The sequence below is a fragment of the Serinibacter arcticus genome (genome assembly GCF_003121705.1).
Lineage (GTDB): Bacteria > Actinomycetota > Actinomycetes > Actinomycetales > Beutenbergiaceae > Litorihabitans.
Window position 1 is genome coordinate 3,189,046 of record NZ_PYHR01000002.1, and the last position, 19,913, is coordinate 3,208,958.

Genomic DNA, 19,913 nt, shown 5'->3' on the forward strand with positions numbered 1-19,913 from the left:
TCGATCCCTCAGCGGGTGCGGGTCGCGAGGACGCGAGCGAAGAGCAGGACGAGGAGGCCGGCGACCGGCACGATGATCAGTCCGAGGCGGAGCGAGGAGGCGTCAGCGACGGCGCCGACGAGGGGCGGGGAGATCAGGAAGCCGAGGCGGAGGAGCCAGCCGACGATCGTCAGGCCCGTTCCGGGGCGGAATCCGGGCAGCTCGTCGGCGTTCTGCATGGCCGCGGGAATGAGCGTCGCCACGCCGAAGCCCGCGATGCCGAAGCCCACGATCGTGCCGACGAGGCTCGGGAACGCCAGCGCTGCCCCCATCCCGACGAGGACGAGGAGGCCACCGGTCCGGGCGACCGCTCGCTGACCGTAGTGATCGGTCATCCGGTCGCCGAGGAGGCGGCCGATGAACTGCATGCCCTGCAGCGCGATGAAACCGAGGCCGGCCACGAACGCCGAGGCGCCCAGGTCGCCTGCGAGGTAGATGGCCGACCACGAGCTGCCGGCGTCCTCCACGATGGCACCGCCGGACGCGATGATGACGAGCGCGAGCAGCGTGCCGTAGCGCGCGACGGGTCCGCCGACGATCAGGGGCCGGGCGGGGGTGGCTGCGTCCTCGCGGTCCGCCCCCGCCACGGGGGAGCTCACGGCGTCGCTCTCCTGGGCCGAGCTCGGATCGGGCTCCGGCCCGGCGAGGAGCCAGCGGTAGCCCAGCAGCGCCATCGCTCCGAAGATGATCGCGGAGATCGCCAGGTGCAGGAGCAGCGGGACCCCGAGCTGAGCTGCGAGGGCTCCCATCGCCCCGCCCGTGACCGCGCCGATCGACCAGATCGCGTGGAAGGAGTTGATGATGGAGCGGCGGTACAGCCGCTGCACGCGCAGGCCGTGGGAGTTCTGCGCGACGTCGGTGACGGCGTCCATCGCTCCGGCCAGGAAGAGCGCCAGGGCGAGGACGATCCAGCCGGCCGCCACCCCGACGAGCAGGAGCCCGACGGCCGTCACGAGCGTGGCGGCGACGGCGACCCGGGAGGACCGGAATCGGCGGATGAGCAGTCCGGCGCTCAGCCCGGCCACCAGCGCACCCAGCGGGTAGGCGGCGACCGCTGCGCCGAAGGCGGCGTTCGTCAGGCCGAGATCGATCTTCACCTCGGGGTAGCGGGGGAGCAGGTTGGCGATGAGGGCGCCGTTGGTGAAGAACAGCACGCCGACCGCGACGCGAGCGCGCTGGGCCGTGCGGGGCGCGGCGGGAGCCGCGTGCGTGAGGGGCGAGGAAGTCATGGGATCCGTTCAGAGGTCGCAGGTCCGTGAACGTTCACGGCGGGGGCAGGGTCGGTGCCCGTGAACGTTCACGGTTGAGGAACCTACCAGTACGGTGGGGGCGTGACAACGACACGGGGCGCGGCGACGATCCTCGACGTCGCCGCTCTCGCCGGCGTGTCCCGGCAGACGGTGACGCGGGCGATCAACGACATGGCCGACGTCAGCCCGACGACCAGGGCGCGCGTGCTGGCGGCAGCTGCGGACCTGAACTACCGGCCCAACCGCGCTGCTCAGAGCATGGTCCAGGGCCGTTCCACCACGATCGGACTCGTGCTGGACGACCTGAGCAACCCCTACTTCGCCGAGCTCGCCTCCGCCTTCACCCGGGTCGCGGCCGACCGGGAGTGGAGCGTCATGCTCTGCGACCTCGGTGCCGATCCCGAGAGGGCCCGCAAGCAGCTCGCGTCGATCGTCTCCCGAGTCGACGCGCTGGCCATGACGGGCTGCCGCTCCGGCACCATGGCGCTGCTCCCCGACTCCCTCGCGAAGCAGAACGGCTTCGGACTGCCGGTGATCATGCTCGACGGGCCTGCGGACCCACGGCTGAGCGCGAGGGTCCTGATCGATGCCACCGCCGGCGTGACCGCTGCGCTCGACCATCTGGTCCGGGGCGGACGTCGGAGGATCGCGTTCATCGACTCCGATCTTGGAACCGACCACCGGCGCGGCATCTACCTCGACTACCTGCAGCAGCGCGACCTCGGGTGGAACGAGAACCCCGTCGTCTCGGCGGATGAGTCCCTCGAGGGTGGTATCCAGGCGGCCGAGCTCCTCGTGGGGCGGATGCCCGACGCCGACGCGATCCTCGTCTACAACGACATCATGGCGATCGGGGTGCTCAAGACGCTGGTGCGCCTGGGGGTCGCGGTGCCGGAGGACGTGGCCGTGATCGGGATGGACGGCCTCGAGATCGGACGGCACGTCACCCCGGAGCTCACCTCGGTGTCGATCGACAAGGTGGCCGTGGCCGAGGCGACCGTGGAGCTGCTGGAGCGGGTGCTGTCCGGATCAGGAGCGATGCCGCCGGACGATGCGGTCATCCATCCCGAGCTGCTCGTCCGCGGCTCCTCCTAGGACCCGGGACGGGCAGCGGTCCGAGCCGGGGTGGCCTCGTCGGGGCGTCACCCCGGGGTCGACGGCGGAGGGCCTCGCCCGGCGGCGCGTCAGGTCGCGCGACGAGACGTCCCGGGCTCGCCCGTCTCGGTGGGGGTCGCCGCGTCGGTGACGTCCTCGACGGCGACGGTCTCGTGGTCATCCTCGTCGTCGTGCTCCTTCTCGTCGCCGTGGTGGCCCACGTGGACGCGCTCCTCACGCTTCTGCCGCGCGAACCTCGCGGGCGTCGACGGCCCGTCCCACACCGTGATGGCGCCCCAGATCGCCGCGGCGATCGGCACGGCGAGCACGGCGCCAGTGATGCCCGCGGTCACGGTGCCCGCCGTCAGCGCGACGAGGATGACCAGCGGGTGCAGGCGCAGCGACCGCGCCATGATGACGGGCTGGAGGAGGTTGCCCTCGAGCTGGTTCACGCCGACGACGATGATGATGACGATGATCGCCGACCCGAGGCCGTCGGTCACCAGTGCGACGAGTGCCGCGAGCGTGCCGGCCAGCGTGGCGCCGACCAGCGGGATGAACGCCAGCAGGAAGGTCAGCACCGCCAGCGGGAGTGCGAGCGGCACGCCGAGGATCGCGAGACCGATGCCGATGCCGACCGCATCGACGGCGGCGACGATCGCCGTCCCGCGCACGTACCCGCCGAGCGTCTGGACCGTCTTGCCGCCGACGCGGCGACCGCGTTCGTAGGACTCGCCCTCGAACGGGCGCAGCAGGAACTCCCAGATGCGGGGTCCGTCCTTGAGGAAGAAGAACAGCACGACGATCACGAGCACGAGGCCGGTGACGAAGTTCGCGGTGGCGGAGACACCCGCCATCACGCCCGAGGAGAATCCGTCGGAGGACAGCAGGCCCGTCAGCGTGGACTGGATCTCGTCGATCTGCGCGTCGCTGATCTCGAACGGCAGGCCCGTGAGCTGGTCCTGGAGAGCCGCGATGCCGTCGACGGCGGAGTCCACGAGATCGCTCCACTGCCGCGCCACGGTCTCCACGACGCCCCACACGATGGCCGACAGCAGCGCGAGGAGCCCCAGCAACGAGGTCCAGGTGGCCAGCATCGAGGGCCACCCCTTCTCGCGCAGCCACCGCACGAGCGGCGAGATCGCCGAGGCGAGCACCAGTGCGATGAGCACCGGGATGACCACCAGGGTCAGCTGCGTGACCAGGAGGCCGAAGCCCGCGACCAGCGCGAGGATCGCCAGCCACTGCACGGCACGCGTGCCGACCGTGCCCACGCCGTCGGACCACAGCCGGCCGACGCCGGAGCGCGACCCGTCCGCGGTGGTGGGGCGGCGACGAGCAGGGGTGGTCACGATCAGTACCTCCGTCAGGGCGTCGCCCGGACGGCGACGACAGGGGACGTGCGCGATCGCGCGACGTCCCGAGGGTCCATTGAACGCCATGGGACGGCCGGGACGCTGATCTCGCACCACCGGGCGCAGGGCGGAACGCCGGACCGAGACGCTGTCGGCAGTCGCGGGGGCCGACGTTTCGTCGGCGTCACATCTTCGTGACGTCTGGGCGGAACCCCTTGTTGTGCAACCGTTTGCATGCAAGCGTCCCGTGCACTCGCCCCACAGAGAGGTGCACAGCACATGGGTGTTCTGGACTGGGCCGTCGTCGGCCTCTACATGCTCGTCATGGTCGGAATCGGGATCTGGTCGAAAAAGAAGATCACCGACGCCTCGGACTTCTACGTCGCCGGCGGCAAGCTGCCGGCCTGGCTGGTGGGGATCTCCCACCACATGTCCGGCTACTCCGCGGCCGTCTTCGTCGGCTATGCGGCGCTCGCCTACACCACCGGATTCGCGGTCTACGTCTGGTGGGCCCTGAGCATCACCGTCGCCTGCGCGGTCGGCGCCTGGCTGTTCGCCCCGCGCTGGCCGCGGCTGCGGCAGCGGCTCGGCATCATCTCCCCGCTGGAGTACCTCGCCACACGCTTCGACGTCCCCACCGAGCAGCTGCTGGCGTGGTCGGGCGCCGCCCTGAAGATCTTCGACGTGGCCGCCAAGTGGGTGGCAAGTGCGATCCTGCTGCAGGTCTTCACCGGCCTCCCGATGATCTGGGGGATCCTCGTGGTCGGGGGCGTGACGATGATCTACTGCACGATCGGTGGCATCTGGGCGGACGTCATGACCGACCTCGGCCAGTTCCTCATCCAGCTCGTCGCGGCGGTGGCCATGTTCGGCATCGTCATCGTCCAGCTGGACGGCGTGAGCTCCCTCTGGACGATGTGGGACCAGCTGCCCGCCGGTCACGCGTCGCCGTTCAACAACGACCTCACCGTCGGCTTCTTCCTGGCCTACTGCCTCATCTCGACGCTCTCGTACAACGGCGGCACCTGGAACCTGGCGATGCGGATGATCGCGACGAAGAGCGGCCGGGAGGCTCGCCGCTCGATGCTCTACTCGGGCGCGCTCTACCTCGTCTGGCCGCTCGTGCTCTTCGTGCCGATGTGGGCCGCACCGATCTTCTTCCCCAACCTCGCCAACCCCGAGGAGTCCTACGCGTTGATGGCGCAGGAGTTCCTGCCGCCGGGTCTCGTCGGGCTCGTTCTCGCCGGGATGTTCGCGCACACGATGTCGATGACGGGGTCGGACGCCAACGCGATCTCCTCCGTGGTCGTCCGGGACATCATCCCGACCCTGCGGCGGGACAGGTCGTTCCTGCCGCAGCGCCGGGAGCTCTTCATGGCGCGGCTGACGACGTTCCTGTTCATCGTGCTGTCCATGGGCATCGCCCTGGCCTCGGACAGCTTCGGAGGGGTGCTCGGACTCCTGATCCTGTGGTTCGGCGCCCTGGTCGGCCCGATCGCCGTGCCGATGCTGCTCGGTCTGCTCCCGGCCTTCCGACGGTCCGGATCGGCCGCCGCGATCACGTCGTGGGCCGTCGGGCTCGTGGTGTTCGCGGTCAACCGCTACGTGCTGACCGATCAGATCGCCGGGCTCGGCTCGGCGAACGCCCAGGTGGTCTCCGTGGCTGCGCCCGTCACCGCCTCGATCATCGTGTTCGTGCTGTACGGCGTCATCCGGCCCGATGTGCGCCCCGAGGTCGACGAGCTCGTCGAGGCGCTCGGTCGCGAGGACGGACACGATGAGGCGCGCGCCGCAGCGACGAACCGTCGTGACGACCCGACCACCACGGCCGGCGCCGTCCGCGGCGAGGCGGCGCCGTGAGCACGACGGTCAGGGAGCACCTGCAGCACGACGTGCTCGCCTGGTGGGAGCGCCACGGCGTCGACGACGACCGCGGCGGGGTTCGCACCTGCCTCGCCGGAGACGGCCGGGTGCTGACCGAGGACCGCTACACCTGGTCCCAGGGTCGGTGGGCGTGGCTCGCGGCCCTGGTCGCCGACGAGATCGACGCCGGCCGGCTGACCGGTGACGCCGAGCGGTGGCGGGAGCGGTCACGCGCCACGGCGGACGTGCTCGTGTCGCGGGCCCTGCTCGCCACCGGCACGACGGCGTTCCAGCTCACGGTCGACGCCGTTCCCGTGCCGCAGGCCGGGGGGCGGATCGACTCCAGCGTGTTCGCCGACCTGTTCGCGGTGCTCGGCCTCGCCGGTGCCGTGCGAGCGGGGGCGACGCAGCACCTGGCGGTCGCCGAGCGGGTGCTGCTCGAGGCCGAGGCCGCGATCGGCGCGCGCACGGCTCCGACCGAGCCCTATCCGGTGCCGACCGGCTACCGCGACCTCGCCGGACCGATGACGCTGCTGCACACCGCCGCGGAGCTCCGGCGCGCCGGCGGGGGAGACGCGGTCCGCGGTGTCCTGCTGCGGGCCGCGGCGGACCTCGTCGGCCCGCACGGACTCCTCGGCGTCGGACGCTGGTGGGAGATGCGGCCGGACGACCGTGGCGACGACGACGACGGTGGCGACACCGACACCCTGATCGCCCGGCACGTCACACCGGGGCACCTCCTCGAGTGCCTGTGGATGCTCGAGCACGCCGCACGGGAGGAGCCCGCGATCGCCGCCGAGGCCTCGCTGCTCGAGCACCTCGCGCTGCGCGCGCTCGAGACGGGCTGGGACGCCGAGAACGGCGGCTTGCTGCGCTACACCGACCGCGATGGCGGACCGCCCCGGGGTCGCAGCCTCGGCGAGGACCGCTACGAACGTCTCGTCACCGACACGTGGGACACCAAGCTGTGGTGGGTGCACGCGGAGGCGATGTACACCACCGCCCTGCTGGCGCGGCGGTGCGACTCGCCCGTGCTCGCCGACTGGTACGACCGCGTGGCCGACTGGAGCCTGCGCACGTTCCCGGCGCCGGACGGCCAGGAGTGGACGCAGATCCGCGACCGCTCCGGTGACCCGCTCGACGCCGTCGTGGCCCTGCCGGTCAAGGACCCGCTGCACGTCGCACGGTCGCTGATCCTCCTGGGCCACGTCCGCCCCGACGCGGTGATGCCCACCGCCCCGCCCGGCGTCACCCCCGACGCCACCCCCACCCCGAGCCATCGCGAGGTCTCCGCATGATCCTGACGCAGCACCCGCTCCACGTCCGCACGCTCCCCGACGCCGCCACCCTCGGCGAGGCCGCGGCCGCGGTCGCCGCCGACCGGCTGCGAACGGCTGTCTCGGAACGGGGCGGCGCACGCGTGATGCTCGCCGCCGCCCCGAGCCAGGCGGCCACGCTGCGAGCCCTCGCCCAGGGGTACGACATCGCCTGGGATCGCGTCGAGGCGTTCCACATGGACGACTACGTCGGCCTCGCCCCCGATGCCCCCCAGGGGTTCGGCGCCTGGTTGCAACGGCACCTCCTCGACGCCGTCCCGATCGGCCGCTTCCACCGCATCGACGTGTCCGCGCCACCGGAGGAGGCGGCGGCGGCCTACCGTGGAGCGATGGGAACCGCGCCCTTCGACGTCGTGCTGTGCGGCCTCGGGGTGAACGGCCACCTGGCGTTCAACGATCCGCCGGCCGATCTCGCCGACCCCCTCACCGCGCGGGTGGTCGAGCTCGATCGGACCTCGCGGCAGCAGCAGGTCGACGAGGGTCACTTCCCCGATCTCTCAGCGGTCCCTCCGCAGGCCGTCACCGTCACGATCCCGAGACTGCTGAACGCTCGCACGCTCGTGGTCTCCGTTCCGACGGCGGCCAAGCGCCAGGCCGTGCGCGACACGCTCGAGGAGCCGATCTCCGGCGACCACCCCGGGACGGCGCTGCGCACGCACCCGGACGCCCACCTGTTCCTGGACCCCGAGGCGGACCCGCGGTGACGGCCGGCGCGCGCTACCTCGCGGCCGTCACGGCGCTGCTGGACCGGATCCTGCGCGAGGAGGCGGACGCCGTGACCCGGGCGTCGCACCTGTTGCGGGACCAGGTGGCGGCCGACCGGCTCGTGCACGTCTACGGACCCGGCGGCCACTCCAACCTCGCCGCGCAGGAGGTCTTCTTCCGTGCGGGAGGTCTCATGCACGTCTCGGCGATCCTCGACGAGGGGACCCTGCTCTCGTCCGGCGCGCTGCGGTCGATGGCGATGGAGCGGACTCCCGGGTACGGACGGCTGGTGGTGGACGACAACCAGCTCGGGGAGGGCGACGTGCTCGTCCTCGTCAACGCGTACGGCATCAACGCCGCCCTCGTCGACGCCGCCCTGACGGCCCGCGAGCGCGGCGTCCGGCTCGTCGGGGTCTCGAGCCGCGAGCACGCCGAGGCCACCGCCGCCGACCACCCGGCACGGCACCCGAGCGGGCGCAACCTGCACGATCTCGTCGACGTCCACGTGGACACCAAGGTTCCCGTCGGTGACGCCGTCCTCGAGGTCGACGGCGCGGCGGAGCGCACGGGCGCGGTCTCGACGTTCGCGAACGCGTTCACCCTCAACTGGCTCATGGTGGAGACGGTCGAGGCGCTCGTCGCTGCCGGTGTCGACCCCCCGCTGTGGCGGTCGGGCAACGCACCGGGTGGGGACGAGGCCAACGCCCGGTTCCTCGAGCAGTTCCGTCGCCGGGTGAGGTGGCTGTGACCGGGAGGGGCCGGCCCGGGGCTCGACCACGACCGTCACGGGCCGCTGCCCGCGCACGGGGGACACGCTGCGCGTCACGGTCGACGATCGGGTGCGCGAGGTCGAGCGGCGACCGGCCGACGGCTCGGTCGAGCTGCCCCTGCTCGCGCCGGGAATGGTCGATCTGCAGGTCAACGGGTTCGCCGGCCACGACGTCAACGGCGACGACCCACGCGGAGCCGTCCACGAGATCACGGCGGCCCTCGCGCGGATCGGGGTGACCTCCTGGGTGCCCACCGTCATCACGGCACCCGAGGAGCGCATCGTCGCGGCCGTGCGTGCCGTCGCGACGGCGCGCGAGGAGTCGCCCGAGGTCGCGGCCGCCGTGCCGTTCGTGCACGTCGAGGGTCCGTTCCTGTCCGTCCAGGACGGGGCCCGTGGCGTGCACGACCCGGCGCACGTGCGCGATCTCGACGCGGACGAGGTCGCGCGGTGGTGCGCCGCCGGGCCGGTCGGGATCGTGACCGTCTCGCCCCACACCCCCGACGCCGCCGCGCACGTCGCGCGCGTCGTCGCGCTCGGGGTCCAGGTCGCGATCGGCCACACGCACGCCACCCCCGCGCAGGTCCGCGACGCCGTGCGGGCCGGGGCGAACCTGTCCACGCACCTCGGCAACGGAGTCGCCACCACGCTCCCACGGCACCCGAACGTGCTCTGGGCCCAGCTGGCCGAGGACGCGCTGACCTGCGGCCTCATCGCGGACGGGCACCACCTGCCGGCGGACACGCTGCAGGCCATGCTGCGGGCCAAGGGCCCGGGCCGCGCGTTCCTCGTCTCGGACGCGACCGCGCTCGCCGGTCTGCCGCCGGGCCGCTACGCGACACCGGTCGGTGGCGAGGTGGAGCTGACGGCCGAGGGACGGCTCTCGCCCGTGGGCTCCGACCTGCTCGCCGGGGCCGCGCGCTCGCTCGCCGACGGGCTCCGCCACGTGCTCGCGGAGACCTCGACGACCCTCGCCGAGGCCGTCGATCTCGTGTCGTTCGTCCCGGCGCGGATCGCGAGGCTCGCGCTGCCGCTCGCGATCGGGTCACCCGCCGACCTGCTCCTGCTGGGGCCCGACGGCAGCGTTCACGAGGTCCGGCGCGGCGGGCGGCTGATCCCGTGATCGAGGTCGGCGCGGCGGTGTGCGCGCTGCCCCTGCCGGTCGGGAGCCCGATGGCGGGGTTCGCCGCCCGCTCGGGGCCGAGCGTCGGGGTGCTCGACCAGCTGACCGTGCGCGCCGTGGTGCTGGCCGAGGTCGTGATCGTCGCCGTCGACGTCTGCGGGCTCGACCGGTCGACGTGCGAGGCGGTGCAGCGCGCCGTCCGGCCCGACTCGCCGCACACCGTCCTGGTGCACGCGACGCACACGCACGCCGCCCCCGGCGCGATGCCGGGCGCGCTCGGCGGTGCCGCGCCCGACGCGGTCGCGACTCTCGTGACGGCGGCCGTCACGGCCGCGGCGGCGGCGACGGAGGCCCGGGAGCCCTGCACCGTGGAGCACGCTGCCGCCCCGGTGACCGGGGTGGCGCACGACCGGCGCCACGACGGCCGCCGTCTCTCACCACCGGCGCTCTCGCTCGTGGCCCGCACCGCCGACGGCCGCGTCCACGCCCGGATCGTGACGTTCCCGTGCCACCCCGTCGTCCTCGACGCCGCGAACCGGCTCCACTCGGCCGACTACGTCGGTCACGTCCGGCGGGCGCTCGAGAGGTACGACGGCGGAGCACCCTGCGTGTTCCTCACCGGCTGCGCGGGAGACGTGAACACCGGTCATGCCGCCGCCGCGTCGTTCTCCGACGAACCCGCACCCGACCGGACGCCGCAGCGAGCCGAACGCGTGGGGGCGCGGGTGGCCGACGCCCTCGTCCGCGGCCGGACGCGCCGGGTGGCCTGCGACGCCGTCGCCGTCTCGCGGCACGACGTCGACCTCCCGCTGACGCCCGTGGATCCGGGGGAGGTGGCGCGCGAGGCCGCGCGCTGGCGAGCCGAGATCCAGGAGGCGCAACCCGGACGGCGGCGGCTCCTCGAGGCGTGGCTCGTGTGGTCCGATGCGATGACCGCGGAGGACGCCGAGGAGGTTCCGTCGTCGTGGCGAGGTTCCGTGACCGTGGTGCGGTGGGGCGACGTCGCCCTCGTCGCGCTGCCGGGCGAGCCGTTCCTCGTCACCGCGGAGGCGGTGGCACGGGGTGTGCGCGAACGGACGCGCGGCGCCGTGCGGGACGTGCTCGTCGTCGGCTACACCGACGGGTGTCCCGGCTACGTGCCGCCCGCCGAGGCGTACGAGGAGGGCGGGTACGAGGTCGTGGACGCGCACCGGTACTACGGCATGCCCGCCCCGTTCGCGCGCGGCGCCGCCGAGATCCTCCAGCGCGAGGCGGTGATGGCGTGTCCGATGCGCGCATGAGGCGCCCCCCGACGATCACCGAGGTCGCTCGCGAGCTGGGCGTCTCGGCCTCCACGGTGTCGCGCGCGTTCACGGCGCCCCGTCTCCTGCGCCCCGAGACCGTCGAGCGCGTGACGCGGACCGCGGCCGCCATGGGCTACGTGCCGAACGCGCACGCCCGCGCGCTCAGCACGGGGCTCCAGCACACGCTCGGGGTGGTCGTGCCTGACATCGCCAACCCGTTCTTCCCGCCGCTGCTGCGCAGCGCCCAGCGCACCGCGGAGGACCTCGGCTACGCCGTGATCGCCGCGGACAGCGACGGCGATCCCGAACGGGAGCTCCGGCTGGTCCAACGGCTGGCGCCGCAGGTCCAGGGTCTCGTGGTCGTCGGACCGCGCGCGTCCGCCTCGGACGTGGCGGCGATCGCGCAGCGCCAGCGGATCGTCTACGTCAACCGCGACGTCGACGGGACCTCGCGCGTGCTGGCCAGCGCGGAACGCGCGCTCACCGCCGGCATCGAGCACCTGCTCGGGCTCGGTCACCGCCGGTTCGCCTACGTCGGTGGACCACGGCTGGCGTGGGCGCACCAGGAGCGGCTGGCGTGCGTGAGCGCGACCCTGCGGGAGCGCGCCGAGCACGTCGCGGTGGTGGAGACGGCCACCGGCACCTACGCCGAGGCGTTCGGCACCGGCGAGGCGCTGATCGCCGAGTCGGTCACCGCCGTCGTCGCCTTCGACGACGTGATCGCCCACGGCGTCGTCGACTCCCTGGTCGCGCGTGGACGTGGCGTTCCGCAGGACGTGAGCGTGCTCGGGTGCGACGACACCATCGCGGTCACCACGCACCCGCCGCTCTCGAGCATCGCGCTCCGGGTGACCGAGGCGGGACGGCTCGCCGTCGAGACGCTCGTGGGGAGCCCCGCCCGGATGCTGCTGCCCCCCGGGCGCTCGGTGCTCGACGGGGAGCTCGTGCTCCGGGCGACCACCGGGCCACCGCCCGGCTGAGACGCGCGTCCCGTGCGGTCGTTCGTCCCGAGATGCTCGTCCGCGCCCCTTCCTACGACCCGAAGCGGGCGACGAGCCGGTCCAGCGCGGCGTCGAGCTCGGGATCGACCACGCGGCGGCGCTCGTCGGCGTCGCGCCAGGCCATGACCTCCGCGGCGCCCTGCCAGTACCGGGTGGTGGCGGTGAACTCGGGCACCAGCGCCTTGACCTTCCTGTTGTCGAAGACCACCGAGTGCACCTTGTCCCCGATCAGCCCGTCGAGCTCGTCGGGCAGCTCGCGCCCGATCTCGCGTCCCGTGACGGGGACGAGCTCCGGCTCGCCGGCGCCGGCGGCGCGGGCGAGGATGCGCGTGATCTGGGCCCAGGTGAGCACCTCGTCCGAGGTGATGTGGAAGGTGTCGCCGACCGCGCGACGGTCGCCGAGCAGCCCGACGAGGGCGACGGCGAAGTCGCGCGTGTGCGTCAGCGTCCACAGCGAGGTGCCGTCGCCGATCACCGGCACCGGCAGCCCGCGTCGCATCCGGTCGATCGCCGTCCAGCGGCCCGGGATCGGGATGCTGCGCTCGTCGTAGGTGTGGCTGGGGCGGACGATCGTGGCCGGGAAGTCGCGGTCGCGCCAGGCCCGCACGAGCAGGTCCTCGCTCGCGATCTTGTCCCGCGAGTACTGCCAGAACGGGTTCTTCAGCGGCGTCGACTCGGTGATCGGCAGGTGCTCCACGGGCTTGGCGTACGCCGAGGCGGAGGAGATGTAGACGTACTGGCCGACAGCGCCGTCGAAGATCTCGACGTCGGCCGCGGCCTGCGCGGGGGTGAACGACCGGAAGTTCACCACGACGTCCCACTCCTTGCCCGCGACGGCGGAGCGGAGGGAGTCCGGGTCACCGGCGTCGCCGATCAGCGAGCGGGCGCCCTCGATCGCCGGTCGTGCGTCGGGAGCGTCCGAGCCCGCCGAGACGCCCCGGTTGAGCAGGGTGAGGTCGTGGCCCCGCTCGATCGCCAGACGGCTCGAGGCCGCGCTGATCGTGCCGTTACCGCCGATGAAGAGGACTCGCAGCGCAGTCATACGGCCACCCTAACGAGCCTGCGCGGGCGGCCACCTCCTGAGTCGTCCTCGCCTCACGCGTAGCGGCGCGGCACCGTCCAGCGGCTCCCGAACTCGGCGTCGAACCGGGCCGGGTGGAACGGGCTGTGGCCGCCGGCGGGGTAGCTCGTCAGCTCCCCGAAGACGATCCGGTCGGGCAGCAGGTAGAGGTCGACCCGCACGAAGTCGGTGCCGACGGCGAGCCGCTCGGCGATCGTGACCATCTCGCCCAGCCGGGCCGGGGTGCGCCGGGGCGGATCGGCCCACGGCGGGCCGCCGCTGAGGGGGAGGTGGGTGAAGTCGCGGTCGTAGAAGTCCTGCGTCCGACCCTCGAAGCGCGCCGCGTCCACCTGGACGTAGTGGCAGACGCCGTGGAAGACGAAGAACTTGTAGTCGTCGGGGATGCCGCCGTCCGCGCCGACGAGCACCTCCTCCACGATGATCCGCGGGCGGACCCGGCTGTACGCCCACTCCTCGTTCGGGCCCCGGCCGTACAGCTTCTCGGTCCAGCCCGCCGCGATGTCCCGGATCACCGCGCGGTCGGCGGCGGCCGGGCGCACGTGGGCGTAGACCCAGCCCCACTCCGGTCGCGGGAGCACCGCCTCGGCGGGGGCACGGCGGGAGACCACGATCGCCGCGCCGCTCCCGTGCGTCGGCTTCACGACGTGCTCAGGCGGCAGGTCGAGCGCGAGGAGGTCGTCCGCGTCCTCGAGCACGGCGTGGACGCGGGGCAGCAGGTCCTCCCCGACCAGCGCGGCGACGTGGTCGCGCACCGCGGCCTTGTCGGCGAACGTCACCAGCAGCTCGCGGTGGTCCCGCAGCATCTTGTAGCGGACCTTCTCCGTGAACAGGCGCGGGTTCCGCGTCCGCCAGAGCCGGATGAGGCGCACGAGGCGGGACCGGCCGCGCCAGCGGGCGCGGGGGAGCGAGGAGACGGTCAACGTCAGGGCTGGTGGAGGGTGGCGAGAGGCATCTCGCCAGTGTGCGCTCGCGCAGCCTCGCGGGGAAGGACGGCGTCCCCGTCCGACGGCGGGGCCTCGCTCCCGGAGGACCGGTGCTCCATCACCAGCAGCGCCCGGCCGCGACGCTCGGCGTCCTCGTGGAGGTCGCCCAGCAGGGCGGCCGCGGTCGCGGGGTCGAGGCCGGCGGTCGGCTCGTCGAGCACGAGGACCTCCGGGTCGCGCAGCAGGGCGCGCGCGAGCACGAGCCGCCGTCGCTCGCCGCCGGAGAGCTGCTCGGCCGTGATCCACGTGTCGAGGCCGTCCTCCAGGCCCGCCCACCACGGCCCGAGGTGCGCCGCGAGCAGCGCGGCGACCAGCTCGCCGTCGTCCGCCTCCGGGCGCGCGAGCCTCAGGTTCTCCCGGACGGTGGTCGCGAACACGTGGTCGGCGTCGCCGGCCAGCGCGACCAGGCCCTGCTCGCGCGCGACCTCGGGCCTCAGCCCGGCCACCCGCACGGAGCCCGCGATCGGGGGCCGCAGGCCGAGCACGACGTTCGCGAGCGTGGACTTTCCGGTACCGGAGGCCCAGCGGATGGCGTGGGTCCGACCGGCCTCGAGCTGGAACGAGACGTGCTCGACGGCGGGGTGTCCGTCCCAGCCGACGCTCACGTCCCGCAGGTCGAGCGGCGCCGTCGCGTCTCCCGTCGTCGCGGCCTCGGGCTCGATTGCGTCCTCGGCGGGGGTGGCTGAGCGCACGGCCGCCGACTCCGCCGCCAGGGCGTGCAGCCGCGCCCGCGCGTCGCGTCCGCGCTGCAGCGCGAGCGACGCCGGGGCGAGCCCGACGAGCACCTCGCCGAGCACCAGCGCACCCAGCACGAGGATGCCGACGGTCTCGGGGCTCACGGCCCCGGACCCACCCGCGGCCGTGAGGGCCGCCACCGCCGCGATCCCGACGGCGGCGACGGTCGCCCCGAGCTCGGCGAGCGCGCGTCCGGCGCCCTCGGTCCGGGCGGCCCCGACCTCCTCGCGCTCCGACGCCGCGGCGCGGGCCTCGATCTCGGCCAGCAGCGTGCCGTCGAGCACGTCGACGTTCTCGGCGCCGCCGACGACCGCGTCCCGCAGGTCGTCGTGCGCGGCCCAGCGCCGCAGCGCGTCGCGGCGCTCGGCCCGTCCCAGGTATCGCGGCGCGACGACGGCGCAGAGCAGCACCGCGACCAGGTACGGCACGAGGGCGGCCGGCAGCAGCCAGAGCAGGCCGAGCCCGACGACGCCGAGCGCCGCCAGCCCGGACGCCAGCGGCACGGCTCCGCGCACGACACCGTCCAGGCGCAGGTCGACGTCGTCGACCACGCGTGCGAGCAGGGCGCCGCGGCGGGCGGTGAGCCGGCCGGGCACGAGGGGGATGAGCGCTGCCACGACGTCGCCGCGCCACCGCGCGAGCAGCCCGAGCCCGGCGTCGTGCGAGGCCATCCGCTCGAGGTAGCGCCACAGCGGCCGGGCGATCGCGAACGCGCGCACCGCGACCACGCTGAGCGACAGCGTGAGGATGGGCGGCTGGCTGTCGGCGCGCACGATCATCCAGCTGGCGGCGACGGTGAGGCCGACGCCGGACAGCAGCGCGGCCGCGCCGGCGGCGGCGGCGAGCGCGAACCGGGGGCGGGCGGCGAGGCGGTCCCAGCGGCGACGCAGGCCGGACAGGAGGCCGTCGGCGCGTGCGTCGTCGTCGTCATCGCCGTCGGGATCGGGGTCGGCGCCGCTCGACGCGACCGGGGCCGCCGGGGCTGCCGGCGTCACCGGCACGACCTCGTGGGCCTCCACGGCGGTGTCCACGTACACGACGCGGGACGCGGCCCCGGCGACGGCGGGTCGGTGCGTCGCCACGAGCACCGCGGCGCCGTCGTGCGCCAGGTCGGTCAGCAGCGTCACGACGCTGCGCTCGGAGGTGGCGTCCAGGTGCGCCGTCGGCTCGTCGAGCAGCAGCGTGAAGCTCTCGCCCGCGGCGAGGGCGAGGCGGGTGCGCAGCGCCGCGGCGGCGAGCGCGACGCGGTGGCGCTGGCCCTGGGAGAGCCCGGTGCCGTCGTCGCCGAGCAGGCCGTCCAGCGAGACGGCGGCCAGCCCGACGCCGTCGAGGACGGCGCGGGCCTCGGCCTCGGGGGCCTCGCCGCCGACGAGGGCCAGGGCCTCACGAACGGTGCGCGCGAGCGGCAGCGACGGGCGCTGCGGCACGAGCAGGGCTCCGTCGGCGTCGGCCGAACCGGTCAGCGGCGCCTGGCGTCCCGCGAGCACGCGCAGCAGGGTCGTCTTGCCCGAGCCGGACGGCCCGAGCAGCGCGACGACCTCGCCGGGGGCGACCGTGACGTCGGGCAGCCGGAGGGCGTGCCGCCGGCCGCGGAAGTGCACGACGACGTCGCTCGCCCGAGCGCCTGAGCCGGCGTCCGTAGCGGCGCGCGTGCCGGCGACCGCGGCGGCCGGGGGAGCGGTCGCGCCGTCGTCGCCGCCCAGCAGCGCCTCCAGCCGGTCCATCACGGCGCCCGCCTGCGCGGACGCGTGGAACTGGGCCCCGGCCTCGCGCAGCGGGCGGTAGGCCTCGGGGGCCAGCAGGATCGCCACGAGCGCGGTCCAGAGCCCGAGCTCGCCCCCGGCCAGCCGGACTCCGGCCCCGACGGCGACCAGGCCGACCGAGACGGTGGCCACCAGGTCCAGCGCCGTGGAGGAGAGGAACGCCAGGCCGAGCACCTTGGTCGTGGCGCGCGCGTAGCGACGGCTGGTGCGCCTGACCTCGACCACCTGGCGCTCGGCGCGGTCGAACAGCCGCAGCGTGACGAGTCCGCGCACGACGTCGAGGAAGTGGCCGGCGAGCCGGCCGCCGCGCTCGTACTGCGCGTCCGCGCGGCGCTGCGTCGCCCAGCCGATGAGTGCCGCGAAGATCGGCACGAGGGGCAGCGTCAGCAGCACGGTGGTGGCCGAGGGCCAGTCGACGACGGCGAGCAGCAGCACCGCGGCGGCGGGCAGCACCGCGGCCACGACGAGCGAGGGCAGGTAGGAGGCGAACCAGGGCCGCAGCGGCTCGAGACCGGTGGTGAGCAGGACGGCGACGTCCGGCGTCGGGCCGCCCGCCGGCGATGCCGACGCAGGGCGCCCACCCCGCCGGGCCAGCGCGCGCAGACCGTCGCGCCGGGCGCCCGCGATCACGGTGGCCGAGACGCGTTCCGCGGCGCGCGGGAGCAGCCCGGCGGCGACGGTGCGGACGAGCACCGAGGCCGCCAGGACCGCGAGCCACGTCGGCCAGGGTCCGTCGTCGAGGACGGCGACGACGAGCCCGCCCGCGCCGAGCGCGAGGCCGAGCGCCGTCGCGGCCTGCAGCACCGAGAGCAGGACGAGGACGACGAGCGAGGCGCCGGCCGGCCGGGCCAGCCGCAGCAGACGGACGTCGACCGGGCCGCGCGGCCGCGTCGGCGTGCTCACGTGGGGACCGGGTCGCTGGAGACCCGACGCCGGAAGACCCAGTACGCCAGCGCCTGGTAGACCAGCACGCCCGGCAGGATGAACAGCGCGGCCCAGCTGATCGTGGTGAGCGCGGTGTCGCTCGCGGCGGCGCTCGCGATCGTGATCGACCAGGCCGGGTCGAGCGTGCTCGCCAGGAGCACCGGCGCCCCGCGCACGAACAGCGCGACCACCACGAGCGCCTGCAGCACGACGACGACCGCGAACGCCCAGCCCTCGCGCCCGCGCCGGCTGGCCAGGACCCCCGCACCGAGGAGCGCGACGGCGACGGCGCCGAGCCACCAGGGGAGCCCGCTGGTGGCGACGGCGAGCATCGCGGCCAGGGCCAGCGCACCGGCGGCGGGGGCGACCCACGAGCGGGCGCGCTCACGCACCGGTCCGGTGGTCCGCAGGGAGAGGTACGTCGCGCCCAGCAGCAGGGCGGACGTCACACCCACCGCGGCGCCGATCAGCGCGGCCGGGGTGACGAGCACGCCGAGGGTGCGGGCCAGCGCGCCGCCGGTCGCGGCGACCTCGCCGTCGGCCCCGATCGCGAGCCCGCCCGCCAGGACGCCGAGCACGGCGCCGAGGATCGCGGCGACGGCGGCCGAGCTGAAGGCGAGGGCGAGGTCGCAGCGGGTGCGCCACGCGTCGTCGTCCTTCTTGCCCCGGAACTCCAGCGCCACGCCGCGCACCGCGAGGCCGAGCAGCAGCGCGACCATCGGGAGGTAGAGCCCGGACAGCATCGAGGCGTACCAGTCGGGGAAGGCGGCGAACGTGACCCCGACGGCGGCCACGAGCCAGACCTCGTTGCCGTCCCAGACCGGCGCGATCGTGCGCAGGGCGGCCCCGCGCTGCGGGGCGTCGCGGCCGAGCACGGGCGCGAGCATGCCGACGCCGAAGTCGAAGCCCTCCAGCACCAGGAACAGCACCCAGCACAGCACGACGAGGCCGAACCAGAGCACGGCGAGATCCACGGGAGTCCTCCAGGGGTGGAACGAGGGTGGAACGAGGGTGGAGCGAGCGGTCAGTAGGCGGGGGCGTCGGAGCGAGGGCGGCGGGCGGCCCGCGCGTCGTCGTCGTCCCCGTCGTTCTCGGACGGGGCCGACGGCGGGGCGCTCAGCTCGCGGCCGGCGATGTGGCGCGCCACGCGGTACCAGACGACGGCGAGCACGCCGTAGACGATCCCGAACCCGATGAGCGAGGCGAGCACCTCGGCGGACGTGAGGCCGGTCGAGACGCCGTCCTCGGTCTTGAACAGCCCGAAGACGAGCCACGGCTGCCGCGCCGTCTCGGTGAAGATCCAGCCGAAGGTGTTCGCCAGCACCGGGAGGGCGGGCAGGAGCGGCAGCGAGAGCATCACGAGGCGCGAGGCCGGGCGGCGCAGCTGGGCGAGCGGGCCGCGGGCCGGGGCGACGCCGTCGACCTCGCCCGCGAACGGACCCACGAGGCCGCGGCCGCGACGGGTGAGGACGAGGAACACGGCGCCCACGAGGGCCGCGAGCATCCCGGTGCCGATCATGAGGCGGAAGGTCCAGTACGCCACGGGCACCCACGGGATGTAGTTCCCGGCGCCGTACTGCTCGACGTAGGTGGCCTGCAGGTCGTCCAGCCCCTCGACGACGGCGGTCGGGTCGCCCTTGGCCAGGATCGAGAGCAGGTAGGGCACGTCGATGCTGAAGAACGGTTCGCCCTCGCCGGGCCGGCCGATCGCGACGATCGAGAACGGCGCGCCGGCCTGGCTGCGGTAGAGGCCCTCGGCCGCGGCCATCTTCATGGGCTGGACCGTCGTGATGATCTTGCCGAGCAGGTCGCCCGTGATCGCGACGGCGACGCCGCTGAGCGCCGTCACCCAGCCGCCGAGGCGCGCCAGCGTCCGCCACGCGTGGTGGTCGCGGTGCAGCAGGGCGCCGGGACGGCCCCACGCGCGGCGCGCACCGATCGCGAGCAGGAGGGCGCCGCCGGTCATCGCGGCGCCGGCGATCGTGTGCGGGAAGGCGGCGAGGTTGACCTCGTTGACCATCAGCTCGCCGAAGCTCTCCAGACGCGCCCGGCCGGTCTCGGGGTCGATCTCGTAGGCGATCGGGTTCTGCATGAACGAGTTCGCGGCGAGGATGACGTACGCGGAGATGAGCGTGCCGACGGCGACGATCCAGATGGTCGCGAGGTGGATCCGGCGCGGCAGGCGGTCCCAGCCGAAGAACCACAGGCCGAGGAACGTCGCCTCGAGGAAGAACGCAAGCATGCCCTCGATCGCGAGGGTGGGGCCGAACACGTCGCCGTAGAACCGGGCGAAGTCGCTCCACGCGAGCCCGAACTGGAACTCCTGCACCAGGCCGGTCACGATCCCGACGGCGAACGTCACCATCAGCAGCTTGCCCACGAGCATCGTCAGGTCGCGGTAGTGCTGCTTCCCCGTGCGGTGCCAGGCGGTCTGCAGGCCGGCGGTGAGCGCGGCGAGCGAGATCGAGAGCGGGACGAAGAAGTAGTGGTAGATCGTCACGACAGCGAACTGCAGCCGTGACAGGTCGAGCGTGTCCATGCTGCCTCCGTGGCCGGACGGGGTTCTACGACGCTGGGTAGTAGTGCTCCACAAGTATGACACGACGT

Annotated in this window: 15 protein-coding genes; 8 read left to right on the top strand and 7 right to left on the bottom strand. The window is 74.0% G+C overall.

Annotation, left to right across the window (positions count from 1 at the left end):
• Nucleotides 1-8: 8 nt before the first annotated feature.
• Nucleotides 9-1,268 carry an MFS transporter gene (locus C8046_RS14260; protein WP_109230009.1) on the bottom strand — a complete coding sequence of 420 codons (1,260 nt, stop codon included), beginning with the start codon at nucleotides 1,266-1,268 and terminating at the stop codon, nucleotides 9-11.
• A 102-nt stretch (nucleotides 1,269-1,370) separates the two neighbouring features.
• Between C8046_RS14260 and C8046_RS14265 the strand changes: the two genes are divergently transcribed.
• Nucleotides 1,371-2,384 (top strand): LacI family DNA-binding transcriptional regulator, encoded by a 1,014-nt coding sequence (locus C8046_RS14265; protein WP_109230010.1) that lies wholly within the window; start codon nucleotides 1,371-1,373, stop codon nucleotides 2,382-2,384.
• A gap of 89 nt (nucleotides 2,385-2,473) precedes the next feature.
• Here the strand turns inward: C8046_RS14265 and C8046_RS14270 are convergent, their stop codons facing one another.
• Complete coding sequence (locus C8046_RS14270) at nucleotides 2,474-3,736, bottom strand: AI-2E family transporter (protein ID WP_235866338.1); 1,263 nt, start codon at nucleotides 3,734-3,736, stop codon at nucleotides 2,474-2,476.
• Nucleotides 3,737-4,018: 282 nt separating this feature from the next.
• On the opposite strand from C8046_RS14270, the gene C8046_RS14275 reads away from it, so the two are divergent.
• The 7 genes from C8046_RS14275 to C8046_RS14305 all read left to right on the top strand — a co-directional run bounded on the left by C8046_RS14275 (nucleotide 4,019) and on the right by C8046_RS14305 (nucleotide 11,799).
• A complete protein-coding gene (locus tag C8046_RS14275) occupies nucleotides 4,019-5,599 on the top strand; it encodes a sodium:solute symporter family protein (protein ID WP_109230012.1) in 1,581 nt (526 codons plus the stop codon).
• Nucleotides 5,596-6,900 carry an AGE family epimerase/isomerase gene (locus C8046_RS14280; RefSeq protein ID WP_109230013.1) on the top strand — a complete coding sequence of 435 codons (1,305 nt, stop codon included), beginning with the start codon at nucleotides 5,596-5,598 and terminating at the stop codon, nucleotides 6,898-6,900. The genes C8046_RS14275 and C8046_RS14280 overlap by 4 nt, the downstream gene beginning before the upstream one ends.
• Nucleotides 6,897-7,643, top strand: a complete 747-nt coding sequence (locus C8046_RS14285) for a 6-phosphogluconolactonase (protein ID WP_109230014.1) — start codon at nucleotides 6,897-6,899, stop codon at nucleotides 7,641-7,643. The genes C8046_RS14280 and C8046_RS14285 overlap by 4 nt, the downstream gene beginning before the upstream one ends.
• Complete coding sequence (locus C8046_RS14290) at nucleotides 7,640-8,392, top strand: sugar isomerase domain-containing protein (protein ID WP_109230015.1); 753 nt, start codon at nucleotides 7,640-7,642, stop codon at nucleotides 8,390-8,392. The genes C8046_RS14285 and C8046_RS14290 overlap by 4 nt, the downstream gene beginning before the upstream one ends.
• 91 nt (nucleotides 8,393-8,483) lie before the next feature.
• Nucleotides 8,484-9,536, top strand: a complete 1,053-nt coding sequence (locus C8046_RS14295) for an N-acetylglucosamine-6-phosphate deacetylase (protein WP_199224491.1) — start codon at nucleotides 8,484-8,486, stop codon at nucleotides 9,534-9,536.
• Complete coding sequence (locus C8046_RS14300; RefSeq protein WP_109230016.1) at nucleotides 9,533-10,816, top strand: alkaline ceramidase; 1,284 nt, start codon at nucleotides 9,533-9,535, stop codon at nucleotides 10,814-10,816. Before C8046_RS14295 ends, C8046_RS14300 begins: the two co-directional genes overlap by 4 nt.
• Entirely contained in the window at nucleotides 10,813-11,799 is a 987-nt protein-coding gene (locus C8046_RS14305) for a LacI family DNA-binding transcriptional regulator (protein WP_109230017.1), read from the top strand. The genes C8046_RS14300 and C8046_RS14305 overlap by 4 nt, the downstream gene beginning before the upstream one ends.
• A gap of 52 nt (nucleotides 11,800-11,851) precedes the next feature.
• Here the strand turns inward: C8046_RS14305 and C8046_RS14310 are convergent, their stop codons facing one another.
• The 5 genes from C8046_RS14310 to C8046_RS14330 are packed head-to-tail and all read right to left on the bottom strand — an operon-like array spanning nucleotide 11,852 to nucleotide 19,845.
• A complete protein-coding gene (locus tag C8046_RS14310; protein ID WP_109230018.1) occupies nucleotides 11,852-12,862 on the bottom strand; it encodes an NAD-dependent epimerase/dehydratase family protein in 1,011 nt (336 codons plus the stop codon).
• A 53-nt stretch (nucleotides 12,863-12,915) separates the two neighbouring features.
• On the bottom strand, nucleotides 12,916-13,821 hold the full coding sequence (locus tag C8046_RS14315; protein ID WP_109230019.1) for an ATP-grasp fold amidoligase family protein: 906 nt from the start codon (nucleotides 13,819-13,821) through the stop codon (nucleotides 12,916-12,918).
• Between the two features lie 2 nt (nucleotides 13,822-13,823).
• Nucleotides 13,824-17,285, bottom strand: a complete 3,462-nt coding sequence (gene cydC / locus C8046_RS14320; protein ID WP_158277231.1) for a thiol reductant ABC exporter subunit CydC — start codon at nucleotides 17,283-17,285, stop codon at nucleotides 13,824-13,826.
• The gene (gene cydB, locus C8046_RS14325) at nucleotides 17,282-18,280 is read right to left on the bottom strand and encodes a cytochrome d ubiquinol oxidase subunit II (protein ID WP_109230021.1); all 999 of its coding nucleotides are present in this window, start codon (nucleotides 18,278-18,280) and stop codon (nucleotides 17,282-17,284) included. The genes cydC and cydB overlap by 4 nt, the downstream gene beginning before the upstream one ends.
• 50 nt (nucleotides 18,281-18,330) lie before the next feature.
• The gene (locus tag C8046_RS14330) at nucleotides 18,331-19,845 is read right to left on the bottom strand and encodes a cytochrome ubiquinol oxidase subunit I (protein ID WP_109230022.1); all 1,515 of its coding nucleotides are present in this window, start codon (nucleotides 19,843-19,845) and stop codon (nucleotides 18,331-18,333) included.
• Nucleotides 19,846-19,913 lie beyond the last annotated feature (68 nt).